The organism is Paenochrobactrum pullorum (genome assembly GCF_041929845.1).
Taxonomy (GTDB): Bacteria; Pseudomonadota; Alphaproteobacteria; order Rhizobiales; family Rhizobiaceae; genus Paenochrobactrum; species Paenochrobactrum pullorum.
The window spans coordinates 1-23,249 of record NZ_JBHEEH010000014.1; the positions used below are offsets into that span (position 1 = coordinate 1).

General features: G+C 45.9%; 19 protein-coding genes. 11 read left to right on the plus strand and 8 right to left on the minus strand.

The window, feature by feature from the left end; translation table 11 throughout:
* Positions 1–235 precede the first annotated feature (235 nt).
* Entirely contained in the window at positions 236–1,924 is a 1,689-nt protein-coding gene (locus JNC77_RS14570; protein WP_374833774.1) for an FMN-binding glutamate synthase family protein, read from the minus strand.
* Between the two features lie 265 nt (positions 1,925–2,189).
* On the opposite strand from JNC77_RS14570, the gene JNC77_RS14575 reads away from it, so the two are divergent.
* The 7 genes from JNC77_RS14575 to JNC77_RS14605 all read left to right on the plus strand — a co-directional run bounded on the left by JNC77_RS14575 (position 2,190) and on the right by JNC77_RS14605 (position 11,097).
* Entirely contained in the window at positions 2,190–2,537 is a 348-nt protein-coding gene (locus JNC77_RS14575; protein WP_374833776.1) for a hypothetical protein, read from the plus strand.
* Positions 2,538–5,351: a hybrid sensor histidine kinase/response regulator gene (locus JNC77_RS14580; protein ID WP_374833778.1), complete on the plus strand. Its 2,814-nt coding sequence runs from the start codon at positions 2,538–2,540 to the stop codon at positions 5,349–5,351.
* Positions 5,348–6,268 (plus strand): diguanylate cyclase, encoded by a 921-nt coding sequence (locus JNC77_RS14585; RefSeq protein ID WP_374833780.1) that lies wholly within the window; start codon positions 5,348–5,350, stop codon positions 6,266–6,268. The genes JNC77_RS14580 and JNC77_RS14585 overlap by 4 nt, the downstream gene beginning before the upstream one ends.
* A gap of 434 nt (positions 6,269–6,702) precedes the next feature.
* Positions 6,703–8,118 (plus strand): aspartate ammonia-lyase, encoded by a 1,416-nt coding sequence (locus JNC77_RS14590; RefSeq protein ID WP_374833782.1) that lies wholly within the window; start codon positions 6,703–6,705, stop codon positions 8,116–8,118.
* A 224-nt stretch (positions 8,119–8,342) separates the two neighbouring features.
* Positions 8,343–9,923: an AMP-binding protein gene (locus JNC77_RS14595; RefSeq protein ID WP_374833784.1), complete on the plus strand. Its 1,581-nt coding sequence runs from the start codon at positions 8,343–8,345 to the stop codon at positions 9,921–9,923.
* Positions 9,924–9,965: 42 nt separating this feature from the next.
* Entirely contained in the window at positions 9,966–10,214 is a 249-nt protein-coding gene (locus JNC77_RS14600; protein ID WP_374833786.1) for an acyl carrier protein, read from the plus strand.
* Between the two features lie 34 nt (positions 10,215–10,248).
* Entirely contained in the window at positions 10,249–11,097 is an 849-nt protein-coding gene (locus JNC77_RS14605) for a hypothetical protein (RefSeq protein ID WP_374833790.1), read from the plus strand.
* A gap of 186 nt (positions 11,098–11,283) precedes the next feature.
* Here JNC77_RS14605 and JNC77_RS14610 read toward each other — a convergent pair whose 3' ends face one another.
* Positions 11,284–13,497 carry a TonB-dependent receptor domain-containing protein gene (locus tag JNC77_RS14610; protein ID WP_374833792.1) on the minus strand — a complete coding sequence of 738 codons (2,214 nt, stop codon included), beginning with the start codon at positions 13,495–13,497 and terminating at the stop codon, positions 11,284–11,286.
* A 187-nt stretch (positions 13,498–13,684) separates the two neighbouring features.
* Between JNC77_RS14610 and JNC77_RS14615 the strand changes: the two genes are divergently transcribed.
* Positions 13,685–15,154: a glycosyl transferase family protein gene (locus JNC77_RS14615; RefSeq protein ID WP_374833794.1), complete on the plus strand. Its 1,470-nt coding sequence runs from the start codon at positions 13,685–13,687 to the stop codon at positions 15,152–15,154.
* Between the two features lie 38 nt (positions 15,155–15,192).
* Here the strand turns inward: JNC77_RS14615 and JNC77_RS14620 are convergent, their stop codons facing one another.
* The 3 genes from JNC77_RS14620 to choX form a co-directional block, all read right to left on the minus strand.
* The gene (locus tag JNC77_RS14620; RefSeq protein WP_374833796.1) at positions 15,193–16,086 is read right to left on the minus strand and encodes a DMT family transporter; all 894 of its coding nucleotides are present in this window, start codon (positions 16,084–16,086) and stop codon (positions 15,193–15,195) included.
* Between the two features lie 146 nt (positions 16,087–16,232).
* Positions 16,233–17,741 (minus strand): choline-sulfatase, encoded by a 1,509-nt coding sequence (gene betC / locus JNC77_RS14625; protein WP_374833798.1) that lies wholly within the window; start codon positions 17,739–17,741, stop codon positions 16,233–16,235.
* Between the two features lie 87 nt (positions 17,742–17,828).
* Complete coding sequence (gene choX / locus JNC77_RS14630; protein WP_374833800.1) at positions 17,829–18,773, minus strand: choline ABC transporter substrate-binding protein; 945 nt, start codon at positions 18,771–18,773, stop codon at positions 17,829–17,831.
* A 143-nt stretch (positions 18,774–18,916) separates the two neighbouring features.
* Here choX and JNC77_RS14635 point away from each other — a divergent pair, with 143 nt between their 5' ends.
* The 3 genes from JNC77_RS14635 to JNC77_RS14645 all read left to right on the plus strand — a co-directional run bounded on the left by JNC77_RS14635 (position 18,917) and on the right by JNC77_RS14645 (position 20,581).
* The gene (locus tag JNC77_RS14635) at positions 18,917–19,813 is read left to right on the plus strand and encodes a LysR family transcriptional regulator (RefSeq protein ID WP_374833802.1); all 897 of its coding nucleotides are present in this window, start codon (positions 18,917–18,919) and stop codon (positions 19,811–19,813) included.
* A 173-nt stretch (positions 19,814–19,986) separates the two neighbouring features.
* The gene (locus tag JNC77_RS14640; RefSeq protein WP_374833804.1) at positions 19,987–20,190 is read left to right on the plus strand and encodes a hypothetical protein; all 204 of its coding nucleotides are present in this window, start codon (positions 19,987–19,989) and stop codon (positions 20,188–20,190) included.
* A gap of 64 nt (positions 20,191–20,254) precedes the next feature.
* On the plus strand, positions 20,255–20,581 hold the full coding sequence (locus JNC77_RS14645) for a c-type cytochrome (protein WP_374833806.1): 327 nt from the start codon (positions 20,255–20,257) through the stop codon (positions 20,579–20,581).
* 48 nt (positions 20,582–20,629) lie between these two features.
* Here the strand turns inward: JNC77_RS14645 and JNC77_RS14650 are convergent, their stop codons facing one another.
* Genes JNC77_RS14650 through JNC77_RS14660 form a run of 3 tightly spaced genes read right to left on the minus strand, consistent with a single transcriptional unit; the run spans position 20,630 to position 23,173 of the window.
* Positions 20,630–21,370 (minus strand): ABC transporter ATP-binding protein, encoded by a 741-nt coding sequence (locus JNC77_RS14650; RefSeq protein WP_374833882.1) that lies wholly within the window; start codon positions 21,368–21,370, stop codon positions 20,630–20,632.
* A 29-nt stretch (positions 21,371–21,399) separates the two neighbouring features.
* Positions 21,400–22,401, minus strand: coding sequence for a FecCD family ABC transporter permease (locus tag JNC77_RS14655; protein WP_374833808.1), 1,002 nt, complete (start codon positions 22,399–22,401; stop codon positions 21,400–21,402).
* Positions 22,394–23,173 carry an ABC transporter substrate-binding protein gene (locus JNC77_RS14660; RefSeq protein WP_374833884.1) on the minus strand — a complete coding sequence of 260 codons (780 nt, stop codon included), beginning with the start codon at positions 23,171–23,173 and terminating at the stop codon, positions 22,394–22,396. Before JNC77_RS14660 ends, JNC77_RS14655 begins: the two co-directional genes overlap by 8 nt.
* Positions 23,174–23,249 lie beyond the last annotated feature (76 nt).

Consider the following 23,249-nt stretch of genomic DNA (forward strand, 5'->3'; position numbering starts at 1 on the left):
TACAATTTTCTTTTCAACAGGGAAAACGAACAAAATTAACCAAATCGAAACACAAAACCATAACCAATCAAGGAATCAGAGCCTTTAATCTGCTAATTTGTGCCTTCTATATATAGAGTGTAAAAATACCTCTTCAAGGCATCGTGATCCGGTAAATTTGTGTTTGCACCACAAACAAAAGCCGCCCGCAAATTGCTTTATGGACGGCTTGGATCTCTGAATTATTTTGAAAAAACTATCTCGCAGCTACGACTCGCTTTTCAAATGGCCCATGGGGAATCGTTGGCGGTGCAAAACTTTCTGCGGAAGCGCGCTCCCACCGGCTGTACCAATCGGATAATTCTTCAATTTCTTCCTCTTGAAGCAAGAATCCATCCGGTAAATATGGATAGACTTCATTGCCATCGAGGAATTTGTTGTCATTCTGTCGGAACATAAAGTGATAAGGCATGAAATCACGCGGATCCGTCAAACCCGCGGCACCGGCAATTTCACCCAATGCATGCATTGTATTACGATGGAAGCGTGCGACTCGATCACTTTTATCACCGACATCAATGGCGCGCTGACGTAACGGGTCTTGTGTAGCGATTCCCACCGGACATTTATTAGTGTGACACGCCTGTGCCTGAATACAACCAATGGCAAACATGAAACCGCGCGCTGAGTTACACCAGTCAGCACCCAGCGCAAATGCACGAGCGATATCGAATGCGGTGATAATTTTACCGGCAGCGCCGATTTTAACCTGCTCGCGAATCCCCGCACCACGCAATGTATTATGTACGAAGGTCAAACCTTCCAACATCGGCATACCAACGCGGTTGGCAAACTCTACCGGAGCAGCACCAGTTCCGCCTTCTTTACCATCGACCACGATAAAGTCTGGAATAATACCGGTTTTGAGCATTGCCTTAACGATCGACATGAATTCACGACGATGACCGATGCAGAGTTTAAAGCCGACCGGCTTGCCGTTCGACAACTCGCGCAACTGTCCAATAAATTCCATCAGGCCAAGTGGTGTAGAGAATGTACTATGTGCAGGAGGCGAGATACAGTCCACACCAATCGGAATACCGCGCGCTTCAGCAATTTCTTCTGTTACCTTAGGGCCTGGCAGCATACCGCCGTGACCGGGTTTAGCACCCTGACTGAGTTTCAGCTCAATCATCTTAATCTGAGGATCTGCTGCAGTTTTAGCAAATTTCTCCGGTGAAAAACTGCCATCATCATTGCGGCAACCAAAATAACCGGATGCAATTTGATAAATCAGATCACCACCGCCTTGTCGGTGATAGCGGCTGATCCCTCCCTCGCCCGTATCATGAGCGAATTTTCCCTTACGCGCACCAATATTCAGAGCAGAGATGGCATTAGCAGATAAAGCTCCAAAACTCATTGCTGAAATATTATAAAGACTGGAATCATACGGCTGGGTACATTGTGAACCGCCGATATGAACACGGAAATCTGTGTCTGCATTTTGAACCGGAGCGGTTGAGTGTGTCAGCCAGGCATAGCCGGAGCTATAGACATTTTCGATGGTGCCGAAAGGACGCTTGTCTTCTTCGCCTTTGGAGCGCTGATAAACCAGACCACGATCCTGACGGCTGAAAGGCACTTCGTCTTTATCACTCTCAATCATATATTGACGGATCTCGGGGCGGATACTCTCCAGAATATAACGCATATGTCCCAAGATAGGATAGTTGCGCAACACAGCGTGTTTTATCTGAATGACATCGTACAACCCAACGAGCGTCAATCCACCAAAAACAGGCAGGCCGATCCACCACCAATAACTGTGAAACACGCCGGCGATTAACAGCAGGAAAGTGAGTAACGCGACAGCAGCAAATACCGCGTAGCGCAGGTTCAAATACATAGGTTCCACCTTAGTCATTGCCCGTTTGACGGCCATCTATGAGACTGCTCTCATATTGTCAAATAGCATTTTGTTGTGTCCGAAGGTTAACGGTGATCGTTATGATGTGCAAATTAGACAAGGATTGGGCGAACAAATCGATTTAGATCCTATAATGAAAACAATCGGATGCAAAATCGCTTGATCTTAGCGTTGTCATTTAAAATATGTCTCTATAATATTTTTGCTAATGGCTGGTAAAATTTTACATTTTATGTGATGAACTCCCTAAAAATTCTGACCAATTATAAAAAGTCGTGCCATGTCTGAGAGCATTCATCCTCCTTTTCGTTTTCATGATCTAAAAGCTGCACTTTGTCTGATGCTCGTCGGAGCTATAGCTCTTCTGATCGCAATGCTCAGTCCTACAGGTGTTAATTATCAATATGGCGTGGTAATGCCGCTGTGGTCCGATACAGGTGAAACACTGGCCATGATCGGACGGGCAAATGGCGAGATTATTTCGATCAACGATAAAACAGGCATTGCGCTTGTTTATTCCGATGAAGATGATTTTGTCAGCAAAATTTATGAAGCCGGCGCATGGCTGGTTTTTGAACCTTTGGAACTTGGCGGCTGCATTAGTTTTGGCGAAAGTTACGGTGCTTAAATGAACGTTGAACTTGATAAATTACGCACAAAGTTCAGTGGATTTCTGGTCATTTTATTATGGCTCCATCTTCCGCTTTTATTTTTAACTGCTCATGCGCTGGATCAATCACCTTATGGTGCTCTACTTGCCGGTGCTGTGCTTGCCGGTGCTTATAACATATCATGGTATAAAAACGGCATTGCCGAAAGTACTCGTTATATTTCTGCTGTAGCCTTAATGGGCGAGCCGATCATTCTCCTTTATTTGTTGCGCGGTCATGAGTGGCAAATGGATGTACATATGTACTTCTTTGCCATGTTGGCGCTCACAATTGCCTGGTGCGACCGTCGCGTCATTATTCTCGCGGCAGTGACAGTCGTCATTCATCACTTATTGCTTAATTTTGTGCTGCCTTATCTGGTTTTTCCAAATGGCGCTAATTTCAACCGTGTCGTTTTACACGGTGTTATCGTGGCATTCCAATCCACAGTGCTGATCTGGTTTTGCAATATGTTGGTGGAGAGTTTCCATCATAACGAAATTATGCGCAATGAAATTGAAGCAAAAAACAAAGCGCTTGAAGAAAGATCGAAGGCGGCAGAAGCTGCCTATGAGGCTAAGGGGATTTTCCTCGCCAATATGAGCCATGAAATCCGCACGCCGATGAATGCGATACTTGGTTTCTGCCATTTGATCATGCGCACGGATTTGAATGAAAAACAGCGCGATTATATGTCGAAAATCAGCGGTGCCGGTTCATCATTGTTGCGCCTGATTAACGACATTCTTGATTTTTCCAAAAACGAAGCTGGCAAGCTCACTCTTGAACGTCGCTCTTTCAATCTGCGCAATGCCATCGACAACCAGATTTTTTTGGTTACCAATGAAGCCGACAAGAAAAGTGTCAAGTTAAAAACCCTGATTGCACCTGACGTCCCGACCAAGGTGATCGGCGATGAATTGCGCTTCAATCAAGTTTTGATGAATATTGTCAGCAATGCTATTAAATTCAGTGAAAACGGCAATGTGACGGTTGAAGTCAAGCTCAACCAGCCAGCTAATGAAAAAGTCAGCCTTGCCGTTTCTGTAACAGATACCGGCATCGGGCTAACCGAAGAACAGCAAAAAAACCTCTTCAGTTCCTTTGCGCAGGCTGACAGTTCCACCACGCGCCGCTTTGGCGGCACCGGATTGGGTCTCATAATCAGCAAGCAGATTGTTGAGCAGATGTCCGGTAAAATCGAGGTCAAAAGCGAACTCGGTCAAGGCAGTACATTTACATTTACGATCGTTTTCGATTCTGCCGAAAATGAAAAACGTGAAGTCACCGCGCTGCCCACCCATATTCAGGCATTGCGTGTATTGGTGGCTGACGACAATCCCGCTTCGCGTGAAATTCTGCAAAGCATTTTTGCATCATGGTCGATGAAGATTGATTTGGTCGCTTCCGGCGAAGAAGTTATTGGCGCTTTGCTCAATCATCAAAACAGTAATACGCCATATGATTTACTGCTGCTGGATTGGAAAATGCCGGGAATGGATGGCCTCAATACTTTGAAGGTCATGCATTCGAATACCCAAATCAACCAGTTCCCGCATGTCATTTTGATCAGTGCTTATGGCCGTGAACAATTCGAGCAGGAAGCAGAGCAATCGGGCGTTACCAGTTTCCTGACCAAGCCGATTGAAGAAACTGTGCTGCTGAGTACAATCTGCAATTTGTTTGCGGATGAGAAGACTACGAATGACACTCAAACCCTGACCACACCAACCGTTTCAGCAAAATCACAAGGCAAGCAAATTTTGTTGGTGGAAGATAATGCCATCAATCAGGAAATTGCTGCTGAATTGTTGATGGATGCAGGTTTGAATGTCGACACAGCCGACAACGGATTGATTGCAGTTGAAATGGTCAAAGCCAATCCGGATAAGTATCAGGTCATTTTGATGGATGTGCAAATGCCGGTTATGGATGGCATTGAAGCGACCAAAACAATCCGGCAAACAATTGCATCGGATCGCCTGCCGATTATTGCTTTGACAGCGCATGCTTATGAAGAAGAGCGCAATAAATGTTTCAATGCCGGTATGAACGACCATGTATCCAAGCCAATTGATCCACAATTGCTGGTAAAAACGCTGGATAAATGGCTTCACGCTAATGTAGCCCCAACCGGACAGACAAGTGCAGCACCTGCCACAGTTGCAAGAACAGAAGAAAACCTGCCGGATGAATTAAGCCCTTTTGACATCAAAGCGGCTCTTGTACGTGTTAATGGAAAGCGTAGTTTGTTGCGCAAACTCATCATCAATTTCGCTGATAGTTTTGAGAATGTCGTCAAGGAATTGAAAGACAAACAACTGGCAAATGATATGGAACCAGCACGCCGTCAGGCCCACACGCTGAAAGGTGTTGCCGCCTCGCTTGAACTTGCGCAGGTCTCTAAAGCAGCCCACCAGTTGGAACTCGCCTATGCGGCGCAAGATCTCAGCAATATCGAAACATTATTGTCCAATCTGGAAACCTTTATTTTACCAGCACTTACAGCGGCTCGAAGTTTACAGCCATCACAACAGCAAAATTCAATTGTCAAAATAACGGGTCTCAATTTTGACGATTGCATGAACGACACATCAGTTCTGCGTGAACTGCTCGTCAAGCGCAGCCTCAGAGCACGAAGTCAATTTGAAGAGTTGGCAAAAAAACTCAACACAGCCACCACAGATATGCCGCTTCTGCCTGTAAAACAGGCAATCGACAAACTAGATTACGATCAGGCTCTGAAGGTGCTCGATCAATTATTATCTGCGCAGACGGACAAGTCATTATGAATAATCGCGCTGTCATCCTGATTGTGGATGATGAAGTCACCAATATTGAAATTATGAATGCAGTGTTGGAAGACACCTATGAAATTTGCTTTGCTACGTCCGGCGAGCAAGCACTTGAGGTTGCGCGCAATGTTTTGCCCGATCTCATTCTGCTTGATGTCATGATGCCGGGCATTGATGGCTATGATGTATGCGAGCGCATCAAATCTGAGCGCCTGCTGGCAGATGTTCCGGTGATCTTCACGACCGGTCTTACCGATGAAGATGCCGAGGTTCGAGGCCTCTCACTTGGTGCAATTGACTATATTACCAAACCAATCCAGCCGGTAGTGTTGCGTGCACGTGTTGCCAATCATGTGGAACTCAAACGGCTTCGTGATCAACTGGCACAAATGGCTGTCACCGATGCATTAACAGGTTTGAGCAATCGCCGCCATTTGGAAGAAACAATCAAAACAGAAATTACCACATTGGCACAAACCGAAGACTTATTATCAGTGATTTTACTTGATATTGATTTCTTCAAATCATTCAACGATACATACGGCCATCCAGAGGGTGATCGTTGTTTGACCATGGTTGCATCTGCTTTGAGCCGTGCCATTCATTTGTCCGATAATACGGTCGCGCGTTATGGCGGTGAAGAATTCGCCTGCATTTTACCAAGCACTGATTTTTCAACAGCCATGAAAGTGGCGCATGATATCCGCAATCAAGTTCAGGCGCTCAACATTCCGCATTCAGGTTCATCTGTCAGTCCATTTTTGACCGTCAGCTTAGGAGTTGCTACTGCTATAGCTCAAAGCGGTATGACATCATACGACTGGATTACACAGGCTGACCAACAACTTTATTTAAGTAAAGCCGGTGGTCGGGATATGATTTCCGGAACTATTTTTGGTCAAGAAAACTCTTAAATTTATTCTTCAAACTTTATTTACTTTGAAAAAACCGCGTCTGATTCACGCGGTTTTTTCTTTAACAAATTTAAAATGATGAAAAAAACAAAGAAAATTTGAATATATTAGAATTCTATTAAAATATATTTTTTCAACTAAAACTTGTATTTTACGCTTTTTAAGCAACAAACTAAGCTTTTATTATAAATTCCATGCATTTTGTTACCTGATTTGTTCTCAAACAATTGCATTTTGGATGACATGACGTTATTCCCATCTTCTGATTAAATGCAAACTGCAATCAAGGCCAACGACAGCACAAACGGGAGTTCCTCCTCAATGCTAAAAGTGCGTATTCGCACATTTGCCTTCATGCTCAACAGGATTAATCACTCAAAGGCACGCATTAGCATGCGTTCTATCGCTTACATACGATTGAAACGGATACAAGAATGGCTCAAGAACTGAATTCCCCTGCGCTAAATATGAGAACAGAGCACGACATGCTCGGTGAAATGGATATTCCGCTACACTTACGCTATGGGATTCAGACGGTTCGAGCGTTGGAGAATTTTCCAATTTCCGGTGTAAGTATTGGCCAGTTTCCAAGCCTCGTTAAAGCTTTTGGTATCGTCAAAAAAGCAGCCGCTGCCGGCAACTACGCTGAAGGCAGCCTGAGCAAGCAGCAATTTGATGCTATTTGCCTTGCCTGCGATGATGTTATCAGTGGTGCGTTGAATGATGATTTCGTTGTCGATGTTTTCCAGGGCGGTGCCGGTACATCCACAAATATGAATGCCAATGAAGTGATTGCCAACCGCGCTTTGGAACACCTTGGCAAGCCGCACGGCGCTTATGATGTTATCCATCCCAACGAAGACATCAACCGGTCCCAATCCACCAATGATATGTATCCGACTTCCGTGAAGCTCGCGATTATCCTCAGCAGTCAGGATTTGCTGGATGCACTGGATATTCTGATCGCATCATTCGAGAAAAAAGCAGCTGAATTCAATGACCATGTCAAACTTGGTAGAACCCAGCTTCAAGACGCTGTTCCGATGACCTTGGGTCAGGAATTCAACGCATTTGCGACCATTTTCAAAGATGATATTATCCGCTTGAAAGACGCTGTGCAGCAGATGACTGTGGTTAATCTTGGTGGTACGGCAATCGGCACATGCATCAATGCATCACAAATTTATATTGATGCAGCATTTGAAAACTTGCGCACATTTAGCGGCCTTGAAATGACGCCTGCTAAAGACATGCTGGCAGCCAGTTGGGATATGGGGGCTTTCATCTCTTATTCCAGCGCCTTAAAGCGCATTGCATCCAAGCTTTCCAAAGTCAGCAATGATTTGCGTTTGATGTCCAGCGGCCCACGTGGTGGCATTGGCGAGATCAAATTACCGGCTCAGCAACCGGGCTCATCCATTATGCCGGGTAAAGTCAATCCGGTTATTCCGGAATCTGTCAATCAGGTCTGTTTCCAGGTTATCGGTCATGATGTGGCTGTCACCATGGCCGCAGAAGCCGGCCAATATCAGCTCAATGCTTTTGAGCCGTTGATTGCTTATAATATTCTGACCTCGATCCAGCTGCTTTCAAACGCATCGCGTAACTTGGTCGAAAAATGTATTAATGGCATTGAGGCTAATGTAGATGCGTGCCGCACAATGGCTGAGACCTGCACCACATTGGCAACGGCGCTTGTGCCGGTCATGGGCTATGATGCAGCAATCCGCATTGCAAAATCAGCGCTTGATGATGGCGTGAGTGTGAAGGAAGCAGCTATTGCCGAGGGCCTTGATCCGGCATTGGCGGCTGAATTGCTTGAACCTATGCGTATGACCAATGCAAGGTAATGTTTCCAGTTCTATAAACTGAACTATTCTTTCTATGCCATTGTCTTCAAAATTTAGAGGACAATGGCATTTTTATGCAATAAGCGCGTTATTATTATAAATAAGACGCGTCTATTCGCGATAAAAGTCAAGAATACAGTGGTTCAAGATAATCTTGTTGGAAATAAGCGTCATTCGTTTTAAAGATCACATATCGAATATTTTTTTACGCATGGCGCTCATCCATGCAGACTACCATTTCAAGATCGCGACGGAATATGCCGGAAAATTATAACATCACACTCAATTTTCTTGATAACGCCAATAAGCAAGCTGATGATTTATTCTATTCGGACCGCTCGGCACAGCTCACCTATGGCGCCATGCAAAAGCTGGTTATTGAACTGGCAAGCTTTATTACTGCACGTAAACGGCCTAAAAAAATCGGCATTTTAGCGACCAAAAGCCCGCAAGCTTACATGGGTATTTTAGCGGCTGGCTATGCCGGCGCGACCTATATTCCGCTTAATCTGAAATGGCCGGAGCAACGCATTGTTCAACTTTTGGAAGCTCTTCAACTTGATGCTTTGATCGTAGACAAACAGGGTTTGGGCTTGCTTACGACAGATGTTTTAAAAGCCGCGCCCGATCTGGTTGTTTGCACTGATAAGCAAAACCTGCAAGCTGCATACAACAAACAACTGATTGTAGAATTTTCTGATATCAGCGCCGAAACTCTGATTGAGCCAGCACAGGTCGATGCAAAAGATCTGGCCTATATTCTCTTTACCTCCGGCACCACAGGCTTGCCAAAAGGGGTGATGATTTCTGCAGGTTCGCTCAAGAGCTATCTGGATGAAAGCCGGTCATGGACAAATCTGACACCGCAAGACCGATTGGCTGAAACCTGCGATGTTACATTTGATCTGAGCGTCCATAATCTGTTTTTATGCGTTGATGCCGGTGCATCACTGCATATTTTCTCATCATTGGAAATGCTCGCACCAAGCCGCTTTATTCGCGAGCGTTCGATAACTGTCTGGATGTCTGTGCCAACGCTTGCCGCAATGATGCGCAAAAGCGGAGCGCTCAAAGCCGACAGCCTGCCTAGCCTGCGTCTTTCCATCTTTTGTGGCGAGCCACTGCCTGTCGCAACAGTTGAAGCATGGGCACAAGCAGCCCCTAACGGGGTGATCGAAAATATTTACGGCCCCACCGAAGGCACTGTTATTTGTTTGCGTCAAAGGGTCGATGCAAAACCTGCTATCACCAAGGGACGCGATATTATCGCAATCGGTACACCTTATAAAACCATGCAGGTTGAAATTTTTGATGAAAACCAGCAAACCCTTGGTCTAGGACAAGCGGGAGAGATCGCATTAAGCGGCCCGCAGCTTGCTGAAGGGTATTTCGATTATGCCAATACCAATCAGAATGATCGTTTTCGGGAAATCAATGGGCAGCGATGGTATTTGACCGGCGATCTGGGCATGAAAGATGAAAACGGCATTTTTCATCATCTCGGTCGTACAGACAATCAGATCAAACTGAAAGGTAACCGCGTCGAACTCGAAGAAGTCGAGGCGCATTTGAGAAAAGCTGCCCAAAGTGAGATGGTGGCTGTTGTTGCTTGGCCGATTGTTGAAAATTCAGCGCAAGGTTTGGTCGCTTTCTGCACAAGCGCTTTAACGACTGATGCCATCAAAACAGCTCTTCTAAGCAGTTTGCCGCGCTACATGGTGCCGGAGACCATTCATATCTGCGATATATTGCCCGTCAATATCAATGGTAAAATTGACCGCAAACAGCTTCTAGAGCAAATCTAACACACATCCAAAATCATTCAAAAATAAATGAGTCATATATCGATGTCCGCTTCAGAATTTCAACAGATCAAAACCTATATCCTCGGTGTTCTTGCAACTTATAATATTCATGATGTTGCTGATGATCAGCCACTTTTTTCATCCGGCATGATGGATTCACTCGCAGCCGTGCAGATTTTAACCCAGCTGGAAACAGATTTTAACATTGATCTGGCTGACGAAGATTTTGATATCAATCACATCGACAGCCTCACGGCGTTGGAAAATTTTCTGTCTAAACGCCAAAATTAAGACGATAGTTTTTAACCGGTTCAAAGCTTGAAATATGAAACTGCGCGCAATAGAAATAGATGAACTCGATCAAGCGGCAACCTTGCTGCATGAAGGATTCAGCAAGCGTTCCAAAGTCAAATGGCTGGCCGATTTGCGTGATATGCACAGACACGCAGAAGAACTGGGTTATAAAAATATTGGCTTCATCGCCTCCAACAAAGAAACTGATCTCGGAATTTGTCTGGCCGTACCGTTAATACGTTCGATTTATGAAGCCGAACCTGTAAAAGCCATCAATATAGCCGCTTTTTATATGAAGCCGGAATTCAAATGGATGGCGGCACTTTTTTTGCGTCGTATCATGACGGAAAATGATGTGGATTATGTTGATGTGACGGCTTCCTCATCAATGAGAAAAGTCAATGCGCATTTGGGCTTTACGACATCCGCGACAGGATTGCTTGTCGTGCCGCTTATCGCAACGGCATTCCGTCCGTTTAAACGTGCCAAAATCCGCCGCTATAACCCCAAGAAATCAAGGTTATTTGCAGATAATACAAGCAAAATTCTTCAGGATCATATTGCGCTTGGCTGTCGTGTTTTGACCATTGAGCAAGATGGTCAAATACATCCGGTTATTTTAAGTCCTAAAAAGCGTGGCAGCCTTCCAAGTGCACGTGTGATATTGACCAAAGATCGCCAATTGATTGAAAATTCAATCGGATCACTTGCACGTTATTTATTGATACGCGGTCTCTTTTTTCTGGAAATGGATGTTTTTTCCAAACCAGATTTATGGGAAAGCTCGCTCAGAAAAAGATCTGCCCCTGTCCAGTCGACCCGTATTTCATCAACAGAAGCAATTGATCATACCTATACCGAACTGGTCTTTGTTCGCTAGAGCGTGTCGCACTTAATCGTATCCACTGTGCTCGCTCTAGCGTTTTGTTTTTACGCATGTCTTTATCCCAAAACTAGTGCCCACTTTCGGGAGACATGCTCTAAATATGTATTGAAGATTTTCTAACAAAAAACTCCCCCGACTAAGCTGCCGGGGGAGTTTTTTGTTTGAATGCTATATTTTTTATCAGAATTTAGATGTCATGCTAACCCAGAGACGGCGCCCGTCAAGGGTTGTATTGAAATCATCAACACCCACTTTTTTATCAAACATGTTATAAACAGCTGCATTAAAGGTCAGGTGTTCGTTGAATTCATAAGTGGTACCAATATCGAAGGTCATGTAGGAATCATATTTGCGCGCGATGACATTACCTTTTTCATCATAAGCAGCAGGTTTACCATTACCTCCGATACGGCTACCCGCATTGATTTCTGAGCCATGATAGTTTGCCACTGTCCATGCAGACAAACCTTCGACAGGTGTTGTCCAGTCAGCGCGGATATTACCCATATGCTCCGGTGTCCGCGTCAAAGGCAATCCATCAAAAATGCCGCCCTTCTGGCGTGAATGCGTATAAGTATAGTTTGCACGCAAACGGATATCATCGGTTACTTCCCATTGTGCAGTCAGTTCAACACCCTGCATGACTGCATTATCGATATTGAAGCTACTCCACAGTACATAGTTTTGGTTTTCACTCCAGCGAACCGGATTTCCGTTGCTATCCAAAACCTGCGTGTTGGAAATTTTATCTTTAAAATCAGTATAAAAATAAGTGGCACCCAGCTGCAGTCCGTCCTGATTGTCCCACAAAGCCGCAAACTCATAGCTTGTACTTTTTTCAGCTTTCAGACTGCCATCACCGATGATGACACCACAAGGGTTTTTACCGTCAGGCAGACTTGCCTCAGGCCCATAGTAACAACCTGCGCCACCGGTTGTATAAGCGTAACCAGGCGCAATGGTGCGAATTTCAGGTGCTTTAAACCCTGTGGAGATGCCGCCCTTTAAAGTCAGCTGCTCTGTTGCATGCCAAACCGCATAGGCACGAGGGCTCAAATGTGAACCATAAACCTCATGGTCATCCATGCGTAAGCCACCGGTCAGCGAGAAATCCGGTGTAATCCACCACTCATCTTCCGCAAACAATGCCCATTGCTGAATGCTAAATTTCTCGTCGAGACCTGTTCTGCGTCCGGGATTTTGGTCGATCAAACGAGAATCAATAAACTGACCGCCTGTTACGAGCGTATGTTGGCCATAAAATTCGAATGGGGTTGTAAATTTACCGTCCAAGACCGAGTTACGCACTTCCGGTGACCGTAAATCTTCTTCATAGGCCCCATTTGGTGTGTTTTGGCTGTAAGCGGTGCGTTTTGCCCATTCTTGAGAGAATGAAAAATCAGAGGTTGTCGGACCCCAACGGCCTGTGTGACTGATCATCCAATGGTCACGGTCATTGTCATTGTAGTTGTTCTTGCTTCTGCCGTCATCAGCCATTGATTTGCCAATTTGCCCTTCACGGCGCAGACGTGAAACACCACCTTTAATGATAATGTCATGATCTTCGTTAGGCGTGATGGTCAGCTTACCGCTCAGATCGCCATCACGCTGTTCTTTGGTACCACCAACTATCTTGTCTTCATTGCGTTTCATGCCGCGCCCCCAAACCTGCAGGCCGACAACATCCTTCACAAGCGGACCATTGGCATAAAATGAAATCTGACCGCTATTGCCATGATCAGATTTTTGTAAAGTGCCATCAACAGTGACTTCACCGTGCCACTCATCATCAACTTTTTTGGTAATGATGTTAATAACACCACCCATAGCATCCGAACCGTAAAGCGAAGACATCGGGCCGCGCACAACTTCGATGCGTTCAATCGCAGAAGCAGGCGGCATATAACTTTGTTCAAAGCCCGAATTACCATTCGTGCGCGCTTCGCGTGTGCTCTGGCGCTTGCCATCCACCAAAATAAGTGTGTAGGCACCGGGCAAACCACGGATAAAGATATCCTCTTCATTGGCAACACCGGTAACGCTCACTCCCTGTACACCTGCCAAGGCATCGGTCAGGTTACGGAAAACACCTTTTTTCAACTCTTCCTGCGGAACGACCGTAATACTGGCAGGAGCATCTTTCACATTTTGCTCGAAGCCCGTTGCCGTTACCACGATCTGATTCAGCAAAATACCGCTACCGCTTTCAAGCGATTGCGCAATTTCTTCTTCTGTAAGTGCAGGTTTCTTTTTCGCTGTCTGGGCATTTGCGGTGACAGTCAGAGACAATAAAGTACCCGCCAAAATTGTACCGCATGCAAGTCGCGATAAATGGCGTAATTTTATCGGATTTAACAATTGCGAAACAGACAAGGCTTCAGTTTTATGTCCCATTCTGGTCATTTCCATTGCTCTCTATTATAAATATGAGTTATTAACTCCTATTAATTAGGGAAGAGCAAAGAGGTCAATTGCCATGATTCAAACTTATTTCAACCTCAGCTTTTTGCAATTTAATAAAAAGTAGATTGTTCCCCTCCTTCTCTTCTAAATATTATATATTTTATAAGGACTTAGAGCTTTGCCTGAAGATAAAAATACCAGTAATCTGCCATCATCCCGCCTCGGGCAATTACGTTTACTGGTGGCTCTCGACACATTACTTGTTGAGGGGAGTGTCCAAAATGCCGCAGTTGAAATGGGTTTGAGCGCACCTGCAATGAGCCGTTTACTCAATCAAATCCGCGAAGCATTTGGCGATCCTATTTTTATCCGTTCCGGACGCCGCATGTTACCAACACCAAAAGCCGAAGCCTTACGGTTACGTTTGCGTGCTCTTAGCGCCGAGGCGGATGATCTGTTGAAACCATTACCCGACGATCAGCGCCAACACGCGCACAATGATTGGCAATCCACAGCCCTTATGTCAGCACCACCACTCTCGCTTCGAAAGCCTTTGCTGGACGGTCAGCCAACGCCACAGCAACTGGCAACCCAACTTGAAAACCTTACTCAACACAATGATCCGGCCATTCGGTTTTCGCGCTTTCTTGGCATTATCGGTCGGGGCAGCGGCAATAGCCGTCCTTTATCCATAGAGGAAGCAGATGAAGCTTTCTCTTTAATATTAGAGGGACGTGTTGACCCTCTCCAACTTGGTAGTTTTTTAAGCCTGATCCATTATCGCGGCACATCTGCACAAGAACTCGCAGGCATGATTTATGCAACCCGCCGGTTTTATGACCTCGACAACCCGAACATCCAACGCGCTGATCTGGACTGGCCTGCATATCTTTCACCCAATTCACAGCGTGCACCCTGGTTTATGCAGGCTGCGAAATTATTAGCGCAGGCAGGCTATAAGATCGCGTTGCATGGAAATAACGGCACAGGTGCCAATAGCGGAAAAATTGAAAAAGCCGCTAGAGCCCTCGATATTCCGATCGCATGCAATGTGATGCAAGCAAGCCAGAACTTAGCGGCCAACAACATTGTCTATCTGCCGCTACCGGCCTTTGCCCCGCATGTTGGTGCTTTGAACGCGCTTTATCCGCTGTTTGCAGCACGCTCTCCTGTCGGCGACTGCGTCCATTTAATCAACCCCTTGCAGGCACATGCAAGCCTGTTGGGTGTCTCACGCCCAGCCTATCGTGAATTGCATCGCGATACGATCAATCTGATGATTGAGCAGCAAAAAAATGCAACGCTTTATACCAATTCATTGAAACAACTTAATATATTGAGCGGCAATCGGGATGTGGCTGAGTTTTTCCCATTCCGTGACACAACAATCTTAAATCTGACAGAACGCAAAAGCGCCGACATTTTTATTCAAGCACTGAAAGAACCGGAAGCGCATCCCCGTATTGCCATGGATTCATTTGAATATTGGTATGCAATATGGCAAGGCACGGCCATTGATAAAAGATTAGAAACGGTTATTACCGCAACAGCAGCACTTGGTTTGATGACATTACAACCAAGTGAGCCTTTCGAGACCTGTCACCTGTTTACAAAGAAGCTTTGGCAAAACAGACATAATAAGCCATGAGATATGATACATAGTAATGCATCACAAACCGTATAGAACTAACGATAGACTATCAAAGCCAGTCCGATCACAACAAATGCTGCACCTAACCACGCTCCGGCGGCAGGACGCTCGCCCGTGCGCAACCATAAAAGTGGTAAAATAATCACCGGTGTTGTTGCTGAAATAGTCGAGACAATTCCGGTTTTCCCGCCTGATAAAGCATATAGAAGCAGCGTCATTCCCAATGCTAAAGATAAGAACCCCGATAGTGCCGTCATTGCCAATATCGGCAGTGTAGGTTTGTTACGGGGTTTAACCGAAGCAATCGGTAATTGGGTCAATACACTTAAACAAGCCGCAGCCACCCCTACACGCATCATTGAGCCGACAAATGGATCAATACCTGTTTCCATCACCGGCCGGACAACAATAGAACCAATGGCTTGGCCAAGAGCTGACAACATACCAAGTAAAACGCCCACCCATAATGTGCCTTTGACTATTTCCCACGGGTGATTTTGATTGCGCCGTTTACCAAAGAAAATTGCGAGGCAGACACCACCAACAGTAATTGCAATTCCCAATACGGCACGGGCGGTCAAAACCTCTCCCAAAATCAGCCAGCCCAGCAAAGCAGCAATGGGCGCATTCATGGCAAAAAGAATGCCGGAACGTCTGGGTCCCAAACGATTTAAGGTTAGAAATAGCGCGGTATCGCCCAAAAAAATACCAATGAACCCGGAAAGGATCAAAGGACCAATATTGGAACCGCTTAGTTGCTGCCACGCTCCTGTTGTCATGACATAAAGAGCAAGCAGGCAGGTTACAAAAATCTGGCGATAAAGATTATATGTCAGTGCGCCAAGATGTCCGGCAGGGCCGGCAGAAATTAATCCTGTCAATGCCCAGCAAAAAGCGGATCCTAGAGCCGCAAGTTCGTAAACCGGCATATTGGGCCCCTCGGACTTATTCGCCACTTGATTTTGTTATGAAAGCTTTCTCAAAAAAGCTCATAAAACAGAGACGGATCAAAATCAATCGACCATGTGTTTACGCCAAAGGTTTAAATTCTGACGTGAACATATCGCTTGAAAAATCAGCGTGGAAAACGTTGATTTTCTTCAAGAACATTCAAATCCATATGATTGCGCATATAGCGTTCTGATGCCTTTTGCAGCGGTTGATAATCCCACGGATAATAAGCCCCGTTACGAAGTGCCGGATAAACTACATGGCGCCGTGCCTGACTGGCACGCACCTGCGCATCATAAAGCTCAAGATTCCATCGCTGATCAGCCAATTCCGTCAAGTTTTGAAGCACTTCCCGATACTCGGCTGAACCGGCCAGATTGTTCAATTCGTCCGGGTCATTCTTCAAATTAAATAATTGTGGCGGATCAGCGCGGCAAAGGTTCAATTTCCAATCACCGTCACGCAACGAAACCATTGGTGCAATCGTGCCTTCCGCCGCATATTCCATCGGAACGATACCGCGTGCGCCATTACCATTAGCAACATCCACCAGGGACATGCCATCCGTCCAAGGCATAATGCCATGAAGATCAATACCAGCAAGATCAGAAAGTGTTGGCAACACATCCAATGTCGAGACGGGTTGGTCTACCAATCCTGCCTTTAACTGCGGCGCAGCTATCAATAGCGGAACACGTGCCGAGCCTTCAAAAAAGTTCATTTTGAACCAAAGGCCGCGTTCACCAAGCATATCGCCATGATCGGAAGTAAACACGATCAAGGTGTTTTCGCTCATCCCGCAGCGCTCAAGCACATCCAGCAAACCACCGATCTTCTCATCCACGTAAGAAATATTGGCAAAATAGGCCTGACGTGCGGTTCTGATCTGTTCAACGGTCAAAGCATAATCTTCTGCCTTGCAGGCACGCAACAAACGTTCGCTATGGGGATCAATATCCTCTGCTTTTAAAGGCGCAATTTTCGGATCAAGCTGAGGAATATCAGCATAAAGATCATAAAAACGTTTACGCGCGACATAAGGGTCATGCGGATGGGTAAAACTTACCGTGAGACACCAAGGCCGTTCATCATGCCCGCGCGCAAGATCATAAAGTTTGGCTTCAGCCTGATAAGCCACTTCGTCATCATATTCCAGCTGATTGGTGATCTCTGCAGTACCGGCACCGGTGATCGAACCCAGATTGTGATACCACCAATCAATACGCTCACCAGGTTTGCGATAATCAGGCGTCCAGCCAAAATCTGCCGGATAAATATCGGTGGTCAGACGTTGTTCGAAACCATGCAATTGATCTGGCCCAACAAAATGCATTTTCCCCGATAAAGCGGTTTGATAGCCTGCGTTACGCAAATGATGCGCATAGGTCGGGATTTCGGAAGAAAATTCCGCAGCATTATCATAAACACCAGTTCGCGACGGCAATTGTCCCGACATGAATGATGCGCGCGCAGGCGCACAAAGTGGGCTTGGGGTATAACAATTAGCAAATCGTACCGAACGCTCAGCAAGCTTGCGCAGATGAGGGACATGCAGAAAATCTGCCGGACCATCCGGAAAGAAAGTTCCGTTCAGCTGATCGGCCATCAAAATGAGAATGTTCGGCTTTGTCATTAGATTAAACCATCAAAAATAAGAAATTATCATGCAAAACGGCGGGCATCTGAAATGCCCGCCTGCTCACAAAATCTATAACACAGATTAAAGGCCGAGTTTAGCTTTAACAGCTGTTATGCCCGTTTCCCCTTTATATGTGGTAACACCCTCAAGCCATTTATCCAGCTTGTCCGGATTGGCTTTCAACAATGTTTTAGCAGCAGCTTTGCCTTCCGTGCCATCATTGAGAATTTTATCCATCAGCTCATTTTCCATATCAACTGTAAAAACCAGTTGCTTGAAAAACTTCGAGGCATTCGGGCATTGTTCCGCCCAACCGGTACGGGACAACGTGTAAACTTCGGCACCACCATAATTGGGGCCAAAATAATCATCGCCACCAGAAAGATACTCAATATTGAGCTTGGTATTCATCGGATGCGGAGCCCAAGCCAGAAATGCGACCCATTGTTTGTTTTTATTTTTGCGCTCTACTTGCGCCAGCATGGCTTGTTCGCTTGATTCAACAAGCTTCCAGCCATCAAGTTTAAGATTTTTATCGGCAAGAATCTTTTCAATATTCTGATTTGCAGGTGCCCCCGGTTCAATCCCGTAAATTTCTTTACCGAATTTATCGGCATGCGCACTCAGATCAGCTAAATCTTTAATGCCTTCCTGGGCAACATAATCAGGAACCGCCAATGTAAATTTGGCCCCTTCCAGATTTTTCACCAATATCTCCGCCGCTTTTGCACTATCAAGATCGTCGCGGAATTTTTGCTGTGCCGGCATCCAATTGCCGAGAAACACATCAATATTGCCGGTTTTCAAGGCTTCATATCCAATGGGCACCGACATGGTTTTAATGTCGGCCTTATAACCAAGGCCGTCAAGCAGAACGGCAGCCACAGAATTCGTTGATGTTATATCAGTCCAGCCCGGATCAGATAAACGGATTGTTTGACATGCCTCAGGATCTGCCGCAAGAGCAATACCTGTTAGCCCCGTCAATCCGGCTAGTGCCAATGCTGTCAATTTAAGATAGCGCATAAATATTTCCCCTGTCCGGCTCCACTTTAAAAACGCATGCAAAATCAAATTTCGTTATGACTTGCATTCTTGCTTTTAAAGAAAACATCTTTAACGATAGGGGAAAAGACATTGATTTTTTATCGCAGATATAAAGGTTATTTATGGCTTCTCCATCTTGGGATCTCGGCAGCTTAAGCGTTTTCGAAGCTGTCGGACGCTTGGAAAATTTAACCTTGGCAGCGCGTGAACTCGGTATGACGCAACCTGCGGTGAGTTATCAAATTAAACGCCTTGAAGATCGTTTAGGTGTTGCTCTTTTTGCAAGACGCGCCCGTGGCGTAGAAATGTTACCGGAAGGAGACATTCTTTATACAGCCGTTCGTCAGGGGTTGAGCGGTATTGATGAAGCCTTGCAACAAATTAAACGCCGCCAACGCAGCCCCGGTCTCAGAATTGCAACAGATTATGGCTTTGCCGCATTTTGGCTTATGCCACGAGTGGCAAAATTTCGCCCGAAACATCCAAATGTCGACGTACGCATTATGGCATCTTCCATGCTGCAGCAAAATATATACAAAGAGGCTGATATAGCGATTTTATTTGGCGGACGCGAAGATTTTCCCGCCAATGCCATCCGTTTCATTGGTGAAGCGGTAACACCGGTGTGCTCACCGGCTTTTTTACGAAAATTTGGGCCATTTTCTAATGGAAAAGGTTTGAATTCTGCACCTCTCCTGCATCTGGACACATTACAAGGCGCCCGCTGGTACACTTGGGAAAGCTGGCTTGACGAGGTCAATTTAGAAATTGATGATCACAATTCAGGTCTGGTTTTCAATACTTATAATCTGGTGCTGGAAGCGGCCATTGCCGATCAAGGCATCGCGCTTGGCTGGGCAGGGCTCACCGAGGAGGCACTCAAGCGCGGACAACTTATTCCAGCCTGTGATGTAACTTTGACAAGCAATAAAGGTTACTGGTTGATCACCAACCCTGATATTTCAGATATAGCCGAAAAACTATGTTCCGAACTTCTGACGATTGAGCCGGATCAATAAATCAATCGGCTCGAACAGGATACACCTTTTCCAGCAGGCTTTAAGCACCAACAAAGCCAATTCAGCTCGCTCGACAGGTTTCAATTCAAAAGAATGTTTTATATTGATTGCTTCTGGTTCATATTTTTGCTGTATCTGCAATAAATTGTAAGCGGTTCAATCGGAAAACTACCATGTCAACTAAATTATCGGCTCTTGAGGCTGCTTCAAAATATCTTTCGCCTGATGACAAAGCAGAATATTTAAAGATCAAACGGACAATGGAGGCAGCTGGTGCCCCACGCTCCAAAATCGAAGAGCGACTGCACAACTTCATCTGGGAAATCATTGAAAGCGATGATGACGACTATGAAGATGATGAAAACATAGAGGAATAATATTAGACTATCTAAAATGTGCCGATAAACACCTTGTTAATTAAAAGCTTTTACAACAATAGCCATGATTAAAGCATTTGTTACATCATCTGTTATTTTTTCCGTCATCTCCATCGGTAACTTAGCCCATGCCAATGAGCTGATTGAGTATGGGAAAAAAATCGTTGAAGTAAACTGCTCCGGCTGTCATGCAATCGGCACAGATGACAAAAGCACCCATAAAGATGCACCACCATTCCGCACTCTTTCCAAGCGCTACCCGATTGACGCGTTAGCGGAAGCTTTTGCTGAAGGCATTTATGCCGGTCATCCCGATATGCCGGAATTTGAAGCATCACCTGAACAAATTGATGCAATTCTGGCCTATATGAGCAGCATTCAGGAAAAATGATGAAAATGGCGCGTGCATTATAAATGCCCGCTCCTGTTCCCGCTCCTGTTAATGCGCAATAACGGTTTCCGGCTGAATATAAATGCGCTCATTTTTGAAAATGATATCTGCCTCTATTTTATAGACATTGCGCAAATTTTCAGCTGTCAAAACGGCTTTTGGTGTGCCGTCTGCAATAATTCTGCCCTTCTCCAACATAATCAATCGTGTGCAACGATGTGCTGATAATGACAAATCATGCAATGAAGCAATCACCGTTTTTCCCGCTTGTGCCAGCTCTGCAAAACATTGCATCAGACTCAACTGATGCGCCGGATCAAGGCCGGAAACCGGCTCATCCGCCAAAATCAAGGGCGAACCTTGCGCCAATAAACGCGCAATCAAAACGCGGGCTTTTTCGCCGCCGGACAATTCCTGCACGGATTTTTTGGCAAATTTAGTTACATCCATCTGCGCCATAGCCTCTGCAATAACTTGATGATCATCAGGGCTGAGCGACGCAAAAGCGGAACGCTGCATATGCCGGCCAAGACCGACAATTGTTTCTACCGAAACCGGCCATGCGACATCGCGTTCCTGCGGCAAATATGAAAGCCATTTTGCACGCTCATTATGCGCCATTTTAACAGTTAACGCACCGTCAATCACGACCTCACCACTATAAGAGATGAAGTTCATTATCGAACGTAAAAGCGTGGTTTTACCTGCACCATTGGGACCGATCAAACCGATGAACTCACCTGCATTTGCTTCAAAGCTGATCTGGCGTAAAATGTCTTCGCCATGCATCGAGACGGATAAATCGCGTACATTGAGACTCACAGCATTTTCCTTCTGTAGCGCAAAACCAGCCAAAGGAAGAACGGCGCACCGACCAAAGCCGTCAACACCCCTAATTTCAAATCACGCGATGGTGCAATAATACGCACTGCAATATCAGCCATCAGCAGTACCGCTGCACCACCAAGCGCACTGACCGGCAACAGGCGCGACGGTTGCGCGCCGACAAGCGGACGCAAAATATGCGGTACGATCAAACCAACGAAACCAATTGCGCCGGAAATTGCCGTTGCAGCACCCACTGCCGCCGCAGTGCCGGTAATCGCAAGAATTTGCACACGCTTTAAATTAACGCCCATACTGACAGCTGTTTCTGTGCCCAATGTCAACGCGTCCAATGCCCGCCCCAATGAGAGCAGCATCATGGCACCGACAAGAATAAATGGTGCCGCCAGCATCACATGCAACATGGAGCGATCTGCCAATGATCCAAGCAACCAGAAAACAATTTCCATTGCCGCATAAGGATTAGGTGACAAATTAAGCGCCAGCGATGTCATGGCAGCCGCGAGTGAAGACAAAGCAACACCCGCCAGAATAACTGTTAATGTCCCGCCATGAAGGCCTGCCAATGTTTGCACGATCAATACAGACGCAAAGGCACCAACCAATGCCAATAATGGAAGCGCCAACGGAAAAAGTGCTGAAAGTCCGGTATAAATTGCAATCACCGCGCCAAGAGAAGCGGAAGCACTGACACCCAGCAAACCCGGCTCGGCTAGCGGATTGCGTAGATAGCCTTGCAAAACAGCACCCGACAGCCCCAACGCACCACCAACCAATAGACCCAAAATGGCACGCGGCAGACGAATTTCACGCATGACCAGCACAACCGCATCACCTTGTCCGGTTACCAGCGCATGAAGACTGTCATAAGCGCCCAATGCTGCAGGGCCGATCAGCAAGGACAGCATAAAAAGCAAGGCGACCAGCATGGTCAGCCCTGCGCATAACCAATGATAGCGCCTTGTTTCACTCATGTGCAATATCCGATAAAATTTTCACCGCTTCCACCGTAAAAGGGCCGCCGCACACGGTCAGATTATCCGGTAATGTCACGGAAACCGCTTGCTTTTTAATGGCCTGCAAAGCTGGATGTTCATAATTTTGATAGGCAAGCGCTGCGCCGTCATAACGCTCTCCCATCAACAAATAATCAGGCTTGTGCATCACCAATAATTCAAGCGGCATCTGCCCATATCCGTTAAGTGATAACTTGTCCGCCAGATTGGTAAATCCGGCATGGCGCACAACCGTGTCCATCAAACTGCCACGCCCTGAGGTATAATTATTGGCATAGTATAGCGCGATTGTCCGTGTGCGTTTTTTCAACTCTATTTCAGCCAAACCCTGATCTATTTCTGCAATCAAAGCCTCGGCTCTTGTCTGTTGTTCCAGCAACTCGCCAACACGTCTGATATTAGCGCGGATATCATCAAAAGTAGATGCAGGACGAAACTCTTCCACCTGAAAGCCCAAACGTCGCAACAAATCAACCGTCGCTCGCGCCGTAAAACTGCCAGCCAAAACCAGATCCGGTTTTTGTAAAAAAATCTCTTCTGCCCGCCCGTGATTAAGCGGATATGTCATGGCTTTATCTGCCAGATATGACGTTTTATGATCGAGTGACAAATAAGAAACAGAGGTCAGTTGATCTTTATCTGCCAGCAGCATCGCCAACTGATCAGTGCAAACATTGATAGACGCGACTTTAGGCGCTGCCTGTGAAGGGGCAACATTGCCAAGCAGCATCCCAAAAAACACACCAAGCAGTGCTACGCTTTTGCAAATGCCATGACCGGCACAGGATGCGCTGGTCAGATAGCCA

What these genes read in the sequence shown, in the direction of transcription:
- JNC77_RS14570 (WP_374833774.1), bottom strand. Translation starts at nt 1,924, where the DNA reads ATGGCCGTCAAACGGGCAATGACTAAGGTGGAACCTATGTATTTGAAC.
- JNC77_RS14575 (WP_374833776.1), top strand. Translation starts at nt 2,190, where the DNA reads ATGTCTGAGAGCATTCATCCTCCTTTTCGTTTTCATGATCTAAAAGCT.
- JNC77_RS14580 (WP_374833778.1), top strand. Translation starts at nt 2,538, where the DNA reads ATGAACGTTGAACTTGATAAATTACGCACAAAGTTCAGTGGATTTCTG.
- JNC77_RS14585 (WP_374833780.1), top strand. Translation starts at nt 5,348, where the DNA reads ATGAATAATCGCGCTGTCATCCTGATTGTGGATGATGAAGTCACCAAT.
- JNC77_RS14590 (WP_374833782.1), top strand. Translation starts at nt 6,703, where the DNA reads ATGGCTCAAGAACTGAATTCCCCTGCGCTAAATATGAGAACAGAGCAC.
- JNC77_RS14595 (WP_374833784.1), top strand. Translation starts at nt 8,343, where the DNA reads ATGCAGACTACCATTTCAAGATCGCGACGGAATATGCCGGAAAATTAT.
- JNC77_RS14600 (WP_374833786.1), top strand. Translation starts at nt 9,966, where the DNA reads ATGTCCGCTTCAGAATTTCAACAGATCAAAACCTATATCCTCGGTGTT.
- JNC77_RS14605 (WP_374833790.1), top strand. Translation starts at nt 10,249, where the DNA reads ATGAAACTGCGCGCAATAGAAATAGATGAACTCGATCAAGCGGCAACC.
- JNC77_RS14610 (WP_374833792.1), bottom strand. Translation starts at nt 13,497, where the DNA reads ATGGGACATAAAACTGAAGCCTTGTCTGTTTCGCAATTGTTAAATCCG.
- JNC77_RS14620 (WP_374833796.1), bottom strand. Translation starts at nt 16,086, where the DNA reads ATGCCGGTTTACGAACTTGCGGCTCTAGGATCCGCTTTTTGCTGGGCA.
- betC (WP_374833798.1), bottom strand. Translation starts at nt 17,741, where the DNA reads ATGACAAAGCCGAACATTCTCATTTTGATGGCCGATCAGCTGAACGGA.
- choX (WP_374833800.1), bottom strand. Translation starts at nt 18,773, where the DNA reads ATGCGCTATCTTAAATTGACAGCATTGGCACTAGCCGGATTGACGGGG.
- JNC77_RS14635 (WP_374833802.1), top strand. Translation starts at nt 18,917, where the DNA reads ATGGCTTCTCCATCTTGGGATCTCGGCAGCTTAAGCGTTTTCGAAGCT.
- JNC77_RS14640 (WP_374833804.1), top strand. Translation starts at nt 19,987, where the DNA reads ATGTCAACTAAATTATCGGCTCTTGAGGCTGCTTCAAAATATCTTTCG.
- JNC77_RS14645 (WP_374833806.1), top strand. Translation starts at nt 20,255, where the DNA reads ATGATTAAAGCATTTGTTACATCATCTGTTATTTTTTCCGTCATCTCC.
- JNC77_RS14650 (WP_374833882.1), bottom strand. Translation starts at nt 21,370, where the DNA reads ATGCATGGCGAAGACATTTTACGCCAGATCAGCTTTGAAGCAAATGCA.
- JNC77_RS14655 (WP_374833808.1), bottom strand. Translation starts at nt 22,401, where the DNA reads ATGAGTGAAACAAGGCGCTATCATTGGTTATGCGCAGGGCTGACCATG.
- JNC77_RS14660 (WP_374833884.1), bottom strand. Translation starts at nt 23,173, where the DNA reads ATGCTGCTTGGCAATGTTGCCCCTTCACAGGCAGCGCCTAAAGTCGCG.